Raw genomic sequence first — 14,172 nt, 5'->3', positions numbered from 1 at the left:
GCCTTCTTAAGAAACCTCTCGGCCACAAACAGGCTGAATGGGCCAAACGATATTGCGTTTCTGGCCTCCGTCGCAGGCTCCATCATGGCGTGATCTTTCGTAGCCGCCTGACCACCGGGTTTGGAAATAAGCCAAGGATCGGTTCCGCAACAGTCACAATGGAGACTGTCGTTATTGGCTACCAACCTCAGCCCGACAAGCTCTGCGAGTTGCCGCTGCTGACGATAACAAACGGCATCTTACAACAGCTAACAAGCGTTTCCCACGGCTTCTGCGTAAATTCTTTCGGTAGGCAGCGGATCGCGGCCGAGCCAAAGCTCGGATCACCGCAGTGTCAAACGGTCGACCAGTACACAGAACGTCAAGGAGAATCCAGATGGCTGTTACACCTGACTACGTTCGTGAAGTATTTAAAGGTCTGGAGGAGGGCGACGGAGCCGCCTTTTTCACACACGTGGCCGACGACGTCGATTGGACCGTGATGGGCACTCATCCGCTCGCCGGTCGCTATCGCAGCAAGGCAGACTTTATCGCCGGTACCTTTACTAAACTGGGTCAAGTGCTTCCACAGGGAACTCAGCTCCAACTGGAATATCTTATCGTCAAAGGCGACCAGGCTGTGGTCGAACTTCATTCCTTGGCGATGGCAAGGAACGGCATGAGATTCGACAATCGTTACTGTTGGATCCTCTTTTTCGAGGCCGACAAGATCGTACGCGTTCGAGCTTATCTCGACTCGGCTCTGGTCGCCGAACTTTTCAAAGAGAATCCGGCCGCCGCCTAGTCCATGCGCTTGCACAAGAACTCGCTTTCCGTGGCTCCGTGAAAACGGCGCCGGAGGTCGAGAGTACCCGAAGCGTCTGGGCGTTTCGCCTCATTTGAAACGCTCGGTGATCGAGGACGACGCCAATGCTGAACACCATATTAGGCGCACTCCTTCCGATGGTCGTCACCTTCTTGCTCGGCTTCATAGCGGCATGGCGTCACGATCTTGGCCCGAAAGATGCCTCGATCCTGAATCGGATGGTGTTGCTTTATGCCGTCCCGCTGACGCTTTTTGCCGGAACCGTTACGACGTCGCGCACGGCACTCAGCCAAGACATCCCGCTGGTCATCGCTCTGTGCCTCGCCATCATTGGCCTCTACGGCGTGGTGTTTCTTTTCCACCGTATTATTTTTGGCTTGCCAACGAGCGTCAGCGCCCTGTACGCGCTGACGGCTTCCGCGCCGGCAGTACCCTTCGTAGGTCCAGCCGTCCTCGGTGATCTGTTCGGTGGGCTCAGCGCCATTCCGATAGCGATAGCCAGTCTCGTCATCAACCTCACCGTCGTGCCAATCACGATTCTTCTTCTCACACTGGATACGGCTGGGAGAGACCCACAGGCAACGAGCTTGGCCGCGCAGGGCAAAGAGCAATTGGCGTCGCCCGCAGCCAAACTTGCGGAAACGGTCAAACAGCCGATGGTTTGGGCGCCGATTCTCGCTTTCGTGGTCGTACTGAGTGGGCTCCACATTCCTCAGCTCATCGTCCACTCGCTTTCCCTGCTGGGAAACGCCTCCGGGGGCGTCGCTCTGTTCGCCAGCGGCATCGTGCTCGCATCCGGCAAAATCAAAGCCAGCTTGCACGTCTTGTTGCTCGTATTCCTGAAGAACATCCTGCAGCCCGCCCTGGTCTTGGGTGGATTGCGATGGGTCGGCTACGGCGAACCCACTGTCAGCGAGGCGGTGCTGGCGACGGCGATTCCAACCATGCCGATAGTGATCATGTTCGCGCTGCAATATCGCGTCGCGCAGGAGGAGGCAGCTTCCGCCGTATTCCTCAGCGTCATCGGCTCGATCGTTACGATGGGGATTTTCATCGCTCTGACTTCTTAAAGGCGCCAACCTGTCCACCAAAAAAAGGAGATTCTCGTCATGACCCAAGTCGAAGCTCTCGCCAGGTACGCCGCTCGCGCCAAATTCGACGACCTCTCGGCGGAGTCGCGCAAGCAACTGCCGGTTCACATCCTGGATTCGCTGGGCTGCTGCATCGCCGCCCTTGGGGCCGGCCCCGTTCAGGCCTGCCGCGAACAGGTTGCAGAGTTTGGCGGCACCGGCCCGTGCACGCTGATCGGCGGTGGAGGGGCGAACCCGATCTACGCCGCGTTCTGGCACACCGCACTCGTGCGCTACGTCGATATCATGGACAACTTCCTGGCCCAGAGCGAAACCTGCCATACGGCGGACAATTTCGGCGTCGCGCTGACTATTGCCGACTACGTCGGTGGCAGCGGCAGGGAACTGATGCTCGGGGTGGCCCTGGGCTACACGGTCCAGTCGCGCTTCGTTGATCATGCCAACTTCATGACGCGCGGCTTAGACCACACAGCGCAACTGGCCTTCTCGCACAACGCTGCCGCTGGGCGACTGCTCGGCTTGAGCGAGCAGCAGATCGGCCACGCGATGGCAATGGCCGCGGTCAGCGATGCGTCATTCGCCGTCGTTCGGGCAAAACCGCTGTCGCAATGGAAGGGTCTCGCCTCGGCGCAGTCGGCGCTCGGCGCCATGAACACTTTGTTCCTTGCCCGTCGTGGCGTGGAGGGACCCCTGCAAGTGATCGAGGGCCCGCTCGGAATCGACCACCTTCTTGGGATGAAGATCGACATCGACTGGGACAAACAGGGATATGAGGGCGTCACGGAGAGCACCATCAAGAAGTACAACTCCATGATCCACACGCAGTCCGCGGTCCATTGCATGGTCGAGCTGGCCAGGCAGAAAAAAATCGATCCCAACAAGATTGTCTCGATCGAGGCGGAGGTGTTCCAACTCGCCTTCGACTTCGCCGGTGGCGGACTTTACGGCGTGGACAAAGTCATTCGTACCAAGGAACAGGCGGATCACAGCTTGCCGTACCTGCTTGCGGTCGCCCTCATCGATGGCGATGTGACGCCCGCACAATTCAAGCCGGACCGCATCGCCAAGCCCGACGTGCAAGCGTTGTTGAAGAGGGTTTCGACCCGTCCGAACCACGAGTTCACGGCGCTATATCCGCGCAAGATGCCCGCCAAGATCACTATCCGGCTGCAAGATGGGACCGTGATTGAGCACGAGGTCCAAGACTATCCGGGTCTCGCTTCCCGTCCGTTCACATGGGAGGAATCGGTCGAAAAATTCGATGGACTCGTAGTCGGTCGCGTCGACGCGGGGTTGAGTCGGGAGATCAAAGACGCCGTGCTTTCGCTCGAAAGCATCCAGGCACGCGACTTGGTGAAACTGCTTAGCCACGCAAAGGCACCCGGCAGAGAGGCAAGTGATGCGGGCCGCAGCTTATCCAGAAAGGAAACCGCATGACCAGCCAGGCACCGATCCGCACTCGAAGCTGGCTGTTCACGCCGGCAACCCGCCCGGAACGTTTTGCGAAGGCTTCCCAGGCCGGCGCCGACGTTGCAATCCTGGATCTTGAGGATGCGGTGGCACCCGGGGATAAGGCGCGCGCAAGGACCACTGCTCTCGATTACCTGACGAAAAACCCTTCCGATGGTGCGCTACACGCGCTGCGAATCAACGGGCTCGACACGCGCGCGGGTATTTCTGATCTGGACGCGTTGCTCGGATCCACGGCGGCTCCAGACTTTCTGGTGCTGCCCAAAACGGAGACGGCCGGCCATATTGAAATTCTCGATCGCCTCCTGACTGCGGCCGGCAAAGCGACCCGTCTCATCGGTTTGATCGAGAGCGCCCGTGGCCTCGCCGCGGTCGAAGCGATCGCGACGGCAACGCCGCGGCTCGCGGGTCTGATGCTGGGTGCGGCGGATATGGCGGCCGACCTGGGCGCGACCGTCGCTTGGGAACCTCTCGCCTTTGTGCGCTGCCGCCTCATCGCCGCCTGTGCCTTGGCAGGCGCGGTGTCAGTCGATTCGCCGTACTTCGACCTGCATGACGAGCCCGGCCTCAAACGGGAGGTCAACGGCGCGGTAACGTTCGGCTTCAGCGCCAAGGCCGCCATTCACCCTGCACAAATCGGCGCAATCAATGCGGCGCTTACGCCGAGTGCCGAAGCGGTGAAAAGAGCCCGCGCGATTCTCGCCGAGAACACCAAGGGAGTCGGCACGGTAGACGGCCAGATGATCGACGAGGCTGTCGCCCGCAAAGCACGCCGCACGCTCTTTTCGGCTGGGCTCGAGGCCTAAGCCGACGACCGCTTATTCAATCCCACTGTGATGAAGGAGACAATGTCATGGAAACCATCCTTCCCGCCTATAAGACCATCGGCTCTCGCCGCTACCGCGAAACCTCCGGCCTCTATTTTGAGGACTTCGAGCCAGGCGACGTGTTCGAGCATCGCCCTGGTCGCACCGTCCTAGACGTAGACAACACTTACTTCACCCTGCTGACTCTCAACATCCAGCAGGTCCATTTTGATGCGGCGTACGCCGCCAAAACCGAGTGGAAGAAGATGCTGGTCGACTCAACCTTCACGCTTGCGTTGCTCACCGGCATGAGCGTGCGCACGGTCAGCGCCAAGGTCGTCGCCAACCTCGGCTGGGACAAGGTGAAGGCGAGCCATCCGGTGTTCGCCGGCGACACGCTCTATGCCGAGAGCACCGTGCTGCATAAGCGCGAGTCCGAGAGTCGACCAACCCAGGGGATCGTCACAGTCCGGACGCGGGGTATCAATCAGGACGGCGCCGAGGTGATGAGTTTCGAACGCACCATGCTCGTTCATCGCCGCGGCCATTCGCCGGAAGAAGCCGCCAATTACTGAGCGCTTGAATAACGGGAGACACGACGATGGATATCGACGCGCGATACCAATCGAAATTGACCACGCCCGATCAGGCGGTGGCATCCATTCCCTCAGGTTCAAGGCTCTCGATGGGTATGGCGATGGCCGAGCCGCCGGCGCTTCTAAAGGCCCTGGCGGAGCGCGCCGAGGCCGGCAAAGTAGAGAATGTCCGGCTCTATTATTACGAAGCGACCAGTATCGCCGGCAAGACAGTACTGCGTTATGAACTCAATGACCGGCTCATTCCCTATTGCATGTTTGTCAGCGCTACCGAACGCGCACTTATCAAGCGCGGGATGGACGACGGTGGGCGTAAGGTTATCAACTATGTGCCCAACAACTTTCATCAGGCGCCTCGCCTGCTGATCGAAGAGATCGGCATCGACACCTTCGTTTGCACCGTCTCGCCGATGGACCGCCACGGCTATTTCAGCTTCGGCACCGGCAACGATTATTCCACCAAGGTCGCCCGCGCGGCCAAGCGGCTCATCGTCGAGGTCAACAAGAACATGCCGCGCGTGAATGGTGCTGGGGCGGAGCTCCATGTGTCCGAGGTGGACGCCATTGTCGAGCACCACGTACCGCTGCTCGAGCTCCCTGTACTCGGACCTGCGGCCGAGGATGAAGTGATCGGCCGGACGATCGCGCGCCTGGTGCCCGATGGCGCCTGCTTGCAGATGGGTGTTGGCGCCTTGCCAAACCTCGTCTGCGCGGAACTGAAAGCCCGCAACGATCTCGGTATTCACACCGAAGCATTAAATCCTGGCCTCGTTGATCTCGTGCGCGCCGGGGTCGTCAACAACCGGCGCAAGGCGATTGATCGCGGCAAGACCGTCTTCACTTTCGCCATGGGTCAGAAGGCGATGTACGACTTCTTGAGCGACAATCCGGCAGTCGTGAGCGCACCGGTCGACTATGTCAACGACCCGCAGATCATCGCGCGGAATGATAATGTCATCTCGATCAACGCCACGATTCAGATCGATTTGACCGGCGCCTGCAACTCCGAGCACATGCTGGGCCACCAGTACAGCGCCTCGGGTGGCCAACTCGATTTCGTGCGCGGCGCCTATGCATCCAAGGGCGGCAGATCGATCATCGCCGCGCGCTCGACCGCAGCGAAGGGCAAATTTTCACGCATCGTGCCTCGGTTGGATGGGCCAGTTACCACGCCACGCATCGACACTCATTACATCGTTACCGAGTTCGGAGCCGTGAATCTCAAGGGCCTGTCCTCGACCGAACGCGCGCTCAGACTGATCGAGCTCGCGCATCCCGAGTTCCGCGACGAGCTGACTCAAGCAGCCAAACATCTTCATCTGGTCTGAGGATAAAAGCGCATCGCCTAATCGAGTGCGCAGGACCCGCGCGGTCATCGAGGGTCTCACGACCTTCCACGTCAACTGAGAAGAGAGCGATCATGGCAAACACGGTGGCTGATCAATTCGCGCAAATCCTCATCGCAGCCGGAGTCAAACGGATTTATGGCATCGTCGGGGATAGCCTCAACGGCCTGACGGATTCAATTCGTCGCCAGGGCAAGATCGAATGGGTGCATGTCAGGCACGAAGAGGTCGCCGCCTTCGCCGCCGGCGCCGAGGCGCATCTGACCGGAGAGCTTGCGGTCTGTGCCGGCAGTTGCGGGCCGGGAAACCTGCATCTCATCAACGGCCTGTTTGACTGTCATCGCTCCCGCGTGCCGGTCCTTGCGATTGCCGCCCAAATCCCATCGAGCGAGATCGGCTCCGGATATTTCCAGGAGACGAATCCCGAGCAGCTGTTCAAGGAATGCAGTCACTATTGCGCGTTTGTGTCGGGTGCCAATCAGATGCAGCGCACGCTGGAGCTCGCGATCCGCCAAGCTGTCACCAATCGCGGCGTTTCCGTGGTCGTCATCCCCGGCGATGTCGCGTTACGGCCAGCCGCTGCGGCAGCGGATCCGAGAGCTGCGAATCTCCTGCCGGCCCGGCCTGCCGTGCCGGCGGCAAATGAGGCTTTGGATCAATTGGCTACGCTACTCAACGGGGACAGCCGCGTGACGATGCTGTGCGGCTCGGGCTGCCAAGGAGCGCATGATCAGATCGTGGCTCTCGCAGAGCGTCTCAAGGCGCCTATCGTTCACGCGCTGAAGGGCAAGGAATATGTCGAGTGGGAGAATCCTTACGACGTCGGCATGACCGGACTGATCGGCTTTTCGTCGGGTTATTACGCGATGATCGATTGCGACGTCCTGCTTATGCTCGGGACGGACTTCCCCTATCGGCAGTTCTATCCGCGCGGTTCGGGCGTCCGGATCGCCCAAGTCGATATGAGGGCGGAGGCCATCGGGCGCCGCGCATCGGTCGATCTCGCGGTGATCGGCGACGTACGCGCGACCATCGACGCGCTTCTGCCACGCCTCAAGGAGAAACGAGACGGTAGTCATCTCGACCAGGCGCGCGAACACTATCGCAAAGCGCGCAAAGGTCTCGATGAGCTTGCTCGTCCGGCCAGCGGCAAGACGCCGATTCACCCTCAGCAGATCGCCAAGGCGATCAGCGACCTGGCGGCCGAGGATGCGGTCTTCACCTGCGATGTCGGCCTGCCGACGGTCTGGGCAGCCCGTTACCTCGCGATGAACGGCAAGCGGCGGCTGGTCGGGTCATTCTGGCACGGCTCAATGGCCAATGCGATGCCACAGGCGATCGGCGCACAAAGCGCGTTTCCCGGCCGTCAGGTGATCTCGCTCTCAGGCGACGGGGGCTTCACCATGCTGATGGGCGACCTGCTGACGCTCGTGCAGCATCGCCTTCCGGCCAAGGTCGTGGTGTTCAACAACGGCGCACTCGGCTTCATCGAGCTTGAGCAAAAGTCCACGGGCTTCCTCGATTTTGGGACCGAACTCAAGAACCCGAATTTCGCGGCAATGGCCGAAGCCGTCGGTATTCGCGGCATTCGGATCGAAGACCCCGCCGAGGTCGAGGACGGAATCGCCGCTGCCTTCGCGCATGACGGTCCCGTTCTCGTCGATGCGGTCGTCAACCGGACGGAGCTTGCGATGCCACCCTCGGTCACCGTCGAGATGGCGAAGGGCTTCTCGCTATACATGGTGAAGGCGATCATGAGCGGTCGGACCGACGAGATCATCGATCTCGCAAAAACCAATCTCTGGCGGTAAAGGCGCGACGCACCATGGATGTCACGGCGCTTCTACTCTCGCGGCTGCAATTCGCGTTCACTGTATCGTTTCACATCATCTTCCCGTCGTTTACGATTGGGCTGGTAGCTTGGCTCACCGTGCTGGAATCCCTTCATCTCGCGACGGGGCGCCTGACCTACCGCCTCTTGTTCGAGTACTGGCTCAAAATCTTCGGTGTGACTTTCGGATTCGGCGTTGTCTCCGGGATTGTCATGGCATTCGAGTTCGGCACCAATTGGAGCGAACTGTCCCGCATGTCGGGTCCGATCCAGGGGCCGCTGCTCATATACGAGACCTTCACCGCTTTTGCGTTGGAGGCGACTTTCTTCGGCGTGCTTCTGTTCGGCCGTCAGAGGGTTGCCCCCTGGTTCTATCTGTTTTCGACCGCGATGGTCGCCCTCGGCACCACGCTGTCGGCGTTCTGGATCATGATCAACAACAGCTGGATGCAGGTTCCGGTCGGCTATGTCGTCGAGAACGGCATGTTCGTGGCGAATGATTGGACCAAGATCATCTTCAACTCGGTGGTCTGGTCGCGCTTTCCGCACATGCTGCTTGCCGCTTACTTGACCGGCGCATTCTGCGTTGCTGCGACCGGCGCGTGGTATCTGCTGCGTGGCATGTTTGCCGCCCAGGCGAGGATCATGCTCCGCATGGGCCTGTATCTGGCCGCCGTGCTCGTGCCAATTCAGCTCTTCTTCGGACACCTCAATGGTGAATACGTTGTCCGTTACCAACCCTCGAAGATGGCTGCCATCGAGGCGCGATGGCACGACGAAGAGCCGGCATCCGAGGTACTGCTCGCGTGGCCGGACGTGGCAAATCGGCGCAATCGCTTCGCGATCACCTTACCCGCCCCCTTGGGCAGCTTGATCGACTCCGACAGTCTCCACGCCGCCGAAGTTGGGCTCGACAGCATTCCCGAAAGCGACTGGCCGCCGGTACTCGTTCCGTTCTTCAGCTTCAGGATCATGGTCGGCTGTGGCCTGCTCATGTTGGCCTTGGCCTGGGCCGGAACGTATCTGAGCCGAGACGGACGTCTCGAGCGCAATCGGCTGGTGCTTTGGGCAACGTTCTTCAGCTTCCCGCTGCCCTTTATCGCAACGTTGGCCGGCTGGTTCACGGCCGAGGTGGGACGCCAGCCCTGGGTGGTCTATGGCATGCTGAGAACTGCGGACGCGATGACGCCGTTCCTGACGACGCGGGCGGCGACGATTTCTCTCGTCGTCTTTTGCGCGATCTACACCTTCATCTTCGCGTTCGGCGTTTTCTACATCTACCGGCTACTGCGCGCGGGACCGGTCGGGCACCTCGTGCTGCCGCCCGCGACCGCCGTCCCCAACCGCCCCTTGTCGATCGTCCACGAGCCGGTCACTGCGGCCGCCCTTCGCGTTCCGGCGGGAGAATAAGCCATGGTCATGTTCTGGGTAACGCTCCTGGCCGTCAGCATTCTCATCTACGTGTTGCTGGACGGGTCCGACCTGGGCGTTGGCATGCTTTTTGGCGTGGCCTCCGACGAGGCGCGACGGCACGCCATGATGAGTGCAGTGGCGCCGGTCTGGGACGGCAACGAGACCTGGCTCGTCGTCTCGGGCGTGATCCTCTGGGGTGCCTTTCCGGTCGTCTATTCGATTTTGATGTCGGCGTTCTATCTTCCGGTCCTCTTGATGCTGGCGGGGCTGATCCTGCGCGGCGTCGCGTTCGAGTTTCGCTACAGGGCCGAGCGGCTACGCTGGATCTGGAGTGCAAGCTTTGCGGGAGGTTCGCTTGTCGCGGCGTTCACCCAGGGCTTGATGGTGGGCGCACTCGTGCAGGGTCTGCCGATCTCTGACGGCCGATATGTCGGCGGCGAATTCGGATGGTTCAGTCCCTTTGCGGTGCTTTGCGGCATCGGCCTATGTGTGGGCTATGCGCTGCTCGGCACCTGTTGGCTGGTGCGGAAATGCGAGGACGAGGTACGCGACGACGCCTATCGTATCATCCCTTATCTATCGGCGGCGCTGCTCGTCTTCCTGATCGTCGTGCTCGTCTATGCCATGGCCGATAACTTCAGGGTCATGACGCGGTGGCTCGACCGGCCCTTTTTGTTCGTCTTCCCCGCGGCCGGCATGTTAGCCGCAATCATGCTCGCCGCCAGCATTCAGCGCAGACAGGATGCACTGCCGTTCCTGATGGTTGCCGTCATTTTCGCGGCGGCCTTCGGCACGCTGGCGATCTCGTTTTGGCCCTACATGATTCCGTTTTCGATCACGGTCGAACAGGCGGCCGCCCCCAACTCGAGCCTTGCCTTCATGTTCTGGGGAGCGGGTCTCTTCGTGTTCCCGCTCATGCTGCTTTACACCGCGATCAGCCTGACCGTGTTCAGAGGCAAAGTCGTGACGTCGGCAAAACAGTGAAACGAGGGAGGCACACCATGAGCGCTGAACAAGTCAAAAGGAGCCCGCCCGCACGAGTAACATCGGCTGACTTTCGCAAGCGGGCACAACATTACCGGCTTGCCTCAGCTGTAACGGATATTCCGCGCGACGCGGCCATGTTCGACGAGCTCGCATCTATGTTCGATCAGATTGCGTGTCGCTTTGGCCGAGCAGAGGCGGCGGGACTAGCCCGATTACAATCCTCAATGTCTATCGCCGCCACAGCCTCGCCAGAAGGCGCAATAGCCCGATAGGAGACGAACCGATGCCCCTCGTTCGCGTTGAACTTCCTGCTGGCAAACCTGCCGAGTATCGAACGGCGGTGGGCGAAGCGATCCAGCAAGCCATGCATGCGGCTCTCAAGGTCCCGCTGGGAGAGCGATTCCACATCTTCACCGGGCACGCGCCCGGCGACCTTCTGATCGACCGGATCTACCTCGGCATCGAACGCTCCGCTGATGCGATCGTGGTTCAGGTGACGCTGAACGAAGGTCGTGATGCCGAAGTGAAGAGGGCCTTCTACAAAACCCTGGCGGACCGCCTGCACGAGCGCATTGGGCTGCGTCCGGAGGACCTTGTAATCAATCTCGTCGAAGTAAAACGCGAAAACTGGTCGTTCGGCAGCGGTGAGGCGCAGCTCGCCTGACGTAGACAACTTTGCGCCCCGCCATTCTTCAAAGGAGAGATGTGATGATACGATGTGTGCGGATCTGGACGGCAAGGGATGGTAACTCGCTATTCGAGGAAGGGACGATCGATCTTCCAAAGGGTGAGCGCGGCGATATTCTCGGCGACAAGATCGTGTCGTCGAGCATTTCGTTCCGCGAGACCATGTCGGGCGGCACCTTTGCCCCGCATGACGCGCCGGCCCGCCAGTTCGTCATCACCCTATCCGGTACGCTTGAGTTCAAGACGTTCAAGGGCGAGATCTTTACGATCCGTCCCGGCGACATCTTGCTGGCCGAGGATACAACCGGCACCGGGCATAGCTGGCGGCTCGTCGACGACCAGCCCTGGCGTCGTGCCTACGTAATTCTGGCACCCAACGTCGCGGTTCCCTTCCGCAAAGCGGATCACTGATCTTGGACGATGCGGTTCATCTCATCACCGTCAATCACCTCACTGCATCCAACGCGTTCAACCTCATCAGAGGAGAAATCACATGCCCACCACCCCGGACAATCCTGACGTCGTTCTGATCGGCGCCGGTATCATGAGCGCGACGCTCGGGACCTTCCTGAAGGAGCTCGAACCGTCGCTGACGGTCGCCATGTTCGAGACGCTTGACGACTGCGCACGGGAGAGCTCGGAGGGCTGGAATAATGCTGGAACCGGCCACGCCGCCAATTGCGAGCTGAATTACACACCTCAGCGCAAAGACGGTAGCGTTGATATCTCCAAGGCGCTCGAGGTCAATACCGAGTTCGACCTGTCGCGCCAGCTCTGGTCGTACCTAGTCAAAAAGGGCGCAATCTCCGACCCGCGCGCTTTCATACACCCGTGCCCGCACATGAGCTTTGTCTGGAGCGCTGGTAATGTCGCGTTCCTGCGCGAGCGCTTCAAAGAAATGTCCGCTCACCACTGCTATTACGGCATGGAGTACAGCGAGGACCGCACCAGGATTGCGGAATGGGCGCCTCTGATCATGGACGGGCGGGGTGACCAAGAGCCGTTCGCGGCAACCCGCATCATCACCGGCACCGACGTCGACTATGGCGCCCTTACTCATCTGCTCGTCAAACACCTGTCCGATCAGCCCGGCTTTCACCTTCACTATAATCGCGAGGTTGTTGGTCTGGACCGCGAAGACAACGGGCGCTGGCGCGTATCGGTCAAGGACACCAATGATGGGGGCCTCGTAACCGTGTCGGCCAAATTCGTCTTTATCGGAGCAGGCGGTGGCTCCCTGCCGCTGCTGCAGAAGTCGAGAATCCCCGAGGGCAAAGGTTATGGCGGATTCCCCGTCAGTGGCATTTGGCTGCGCTGCGATGTCGACGCCGTCAGTCAACGCCATCATGCCAAGGTCTATGGCAAGGCCGCCTCGGGCTCGCCTCCAATGTCGGTGCCGCACCTCGACACACGCATCATCGGCGGCAAACACTCGCTGCTGTTCGGCCCTTACGCAGGATTTTCCACGCGCTTCCTCAAGCGAGGTGCAATTACCGACCTGTTCACGTCACTGAGCTTCGACAACATCATCCCGCTGCTCGACGTGGCACGCGACAATATCGAGTTGTCGGAATATCTCATTGGCCAGGTCCTGCAGAGCTCGAGCCATCAGTTTGCGACCTTGAAGCAGTTCTTCCCGCGCGCCGTGAAGACCGATTGGAAAGAGGCCGTCGCCGGGGTACGTGTGCAAACCATAACGCCGCACCAGAGCAAGGGTTGGCCCCATCACGAGGTAGGGGATCTTGAGTTCGGCACCGAGCTGGTGGCGGCGAAAGACAAGTCGATCGTGGCGTTGCTGGGTGCTTCGCCGGGAGCCTCTACGGCTGCGTCCATCTCGATCGACGTGCTCAAGAAATGCTTTGGAAACGAGCTGACCGAAGGCGCCTGGTTACCTCGGCTAAAGGCGATCATCCCGACATACGGGATTGATCTCAAGACCGACGCGGACGCTTGCCGGCGCGCCCGCGCCGAAACCGCGCTAGTGCTCAAGATCAACGACATCTCAGCAGCTCCGGATCCGCAGCGTCCGCCGGCTCGCGAGAAAGATCCTGCCCATCGGTAGCTTTACGCAACAATCCCGGGAGAGATCCATGGTCGAGATGAGAAAAGAGACCGATAGCCTCGGAGTGGTCGAGGTGCCGGCGAACAAGCTATGGGGAGCACAGACCCAGCGCTCGCTCGAGCACTTCAGTATCGGCACGGATCTGATCCCCCGCGAGATGATCACCTCCTACGCCATCCTGAAGAAGGCCGCCGCCACCGCGAACCACACCGGCAAGCGGCTTGACGATCGGCGATATAAACTGATCGTTCAGAGTTGCGACGAAATCCTCGCCGGCCAGCACCGCGACGTGTTTCCGTTGCATGTCTGGATGACGGGCAGCGGCACTCAGTTCAATATGAACGTCAACGAGGTGATCTCGAACCGTTGCTGCCAGCTCGCGGGGACCCCTCTCGGCAGCCACGCCCCGGTTCATCCCAACGATCACGTCAACATGGCGCAGTCCTCGAACGACTCGTTTCCGTCGGCCATGTATATCGCCGCGGCCGTCAACACCAAACAGCGCCTTGTTCCCGCGGTCACCGCGCTACGCGACGCGATTGCCACGAAATCGCAGGCATGGAGTGACATCGTCAAGATCGGGCGAACCCACATGCAGGACGCAACGCCGCTAACCTTGGGCCAGGAATGGTCCGGGTACGCCGGAATGTTATCGGACGATCTAGACCGGATTGAAGCAGCCCTGCAAGGCGTGTATCGCCTGGCACTCGGTGGCACGGCGGTCGGAACCGGCATCAACTCGGCACCGGGCTTTGCCGAGGCGGCGGCTGCCGAGATTGCCGAGCTCACCGGGCTGCCGTTTATCACCGCGCCGAACAAATTCACTGTGCAGGGCTCCCACGACGCGCTGGTTCAGCTGTCCGGAACGCTGCGCACGTTGGCGGTGTCGCTCTACAAGATCGCAAATGATATTCGCCTCATGTCATGCGGACCGCGCGCCGGATTTGCGGAATTGGAAATCCCGGAGAATGAGCCGGGCTCCTCGATTATGCCGGGCAAGGTCAATCCGACCCAGTGTGAAGCGCTGACAATGATTGCCGTGCAGGTTATGGCCAATGACGTCGCGGTAGGCTTCGGT

The 14,172-nt window shown here is 60.3% G+C and carries 13 protein-coding genes; all 13 read left to right on the top strand.

The annotated features are described in order from the left end of the window. The first annotated feature begins 376 nt into the window (after positions 1-376). Positions 377-784: a nuclear transport factor 2 family protein gene (locus ABSG20_RS15035; protein ID WP_423865293.1), complete on the top strand. Its 408-nt coding sequence runs from the start codon at positions 377-379 to the stop codon at positions 782-784. Positions 785-909: 125 nt separating this feature from the next. Further along, positions 910-1,875 carry an AEC family transporter gene (locus ABSG20_RS15030; protein ID WP_423865292.1) on the top strand — a complete coding sequence of 322 codons (966 nt, stop codon included), beginning with the start codon at positions 910-912 and terminating at the stop codon, positions 1,873-1,875. 39 nt (positions 1,876-1,914) lie between these two features. Then, positions 1,915-3,333 (top strand): MmgE/PrpD family protein, encoded by a 1,419-nt coding sequence (locus ABSG20_RS15025; RefSeq protein WP_423865291.1) that lies wholly within the window; start codon positions 1,915-1,917, stop codon positions 3,331-3,333. Beyond that, a complete protein-coding gene (ripC, locus tag ABSG20_RS15020) occupies positions 3,330-4,172 on the top strand; it encodes an itaconate degradation C-C-lyase RipC (protein ID WP_423865290.1) in 843 nt (280 codons plus the stop codon). The genes ABSG20_RS15025 and ripC overlap by 4 nt, the downstream gene beginning before the upstream one ends. Before the next feature lie 47 nt (positions 4,173-4,219). After that, positions 4,220-4,747 (top strand): (R)-specific enoyl-CoA hydratase RipB/Ich, encoded by a 528-nt coding sequence (gene ripB, locus ABSG20_RS15015; protein ID WP_423865289.1) that lies wholly within the window; start codon positions 4,220-4,222, stop codon positions 4,745-4,747. A gap of 26 nt (positions 4,748-4,773) precedes the next feature. Continuing rightward, entirely contained in the window at positions 4,774-6,096 is a 1,323-nt protein-coding gene (locus ABSG20_RS15010; protein ID WP_423865288.1) for an acetyl-CoA hydrolase/transferase family protein, read from the top strand. 92 nt (positions 6,097-6,188) lie between these two features. After that, positions 6,189-7,925, top strand: a complete 1,737-nt coding sequence (poxB, locus tag ABSG20_RS15005) for a ubiquinone-dependent pyruvate dehydrogenase (RefSeq protein WP_423865287.1) — start codon at positions 6,189-6,191, stop codon at positions 7,923-7,925. Between the two features lie 14 nt (positions 7,926-7,939). Next, positions 7,940-9,355, top strand: coding sequence for a cytochrome ubiquinol oxidase subunit I (locus ABSG20_RS15000; RefSeq protein ID WP_423865286.1), 1,416 nt, complete (start codon positions 7,940-7,942; stop codon positions 9,353-9,355). Positions 9,356-9,358: 3 nt separating this feature from the next. Continuing rightward, positions 9,359-10,342, top strand: a complete 984-nt coding sequence (gene cydB, locus ABSG20_RS14995; protein ID WP_423865285.1) for a cytochrome d ubiquinol oxidase subunit II — start codon at positions 9,359-9,361, stop codon at positions 10,340-10,342. A 286-nt stretch (positions 10,343-10,628) separates the two neighbouring features. Then, a complete protein-coding gene (locus ABSG20_RS14990; protein ID WP_423865284.1) occupies positions 10,629-11,009 on the top strand; it encodes a tautomerase family protein in 381 nt (126 codons plus the stop codon). Positions 11,010-11,053: 44 nt separating this feature from the next. Further along, complete coding sequence (locus tag ABSG20_RS14985; RefSeq protein WP_423865283.1) at positions 11,054-11,443, top strand: AraC family ligand binding domain-containing protein; 390 nt, start codon at positions 11,054-11,056, stop codon at positions 11,441-11,443. Between the two features lie 82 nt (positions 11,444-11,525). Continuing rightward, on the top strand, positions 11,526-13,094 hold the full coding sequence (mqo, locus tag ABSG20_RS14980) for a malate dehydrogenase (quinone) (protein ID WP_423865282.1): 1,569 nt from the start codon (positions 11,526-11,528) through the stop codon (positions 13,092-13,094). A gap of 28 nt (positions 13,095-13,122) precedes the next feature. Beyond that, positions 13,123-14,172 (top strand): class II fumarate hydratase (locus ABSG20_RS14975; protein ID WP_423865281.1); only part of this gene is annotated, 1,050 nt, incomplete at its 3' end.

Source organism: Bradyrhizobium sp. (assembly GCF_049512235.1).
Classification (GTDB): domain Bacteria; phylum Pseudomonadota; class Alphaproteobacteria; order Rhizobiales; family Xanthobacteraceae; genus Bradyrhizobium.
Note: the sequence above shows the minus strand (reverse complement) of the source record. Positions and strands in the feature narration are given on the sequence as shown.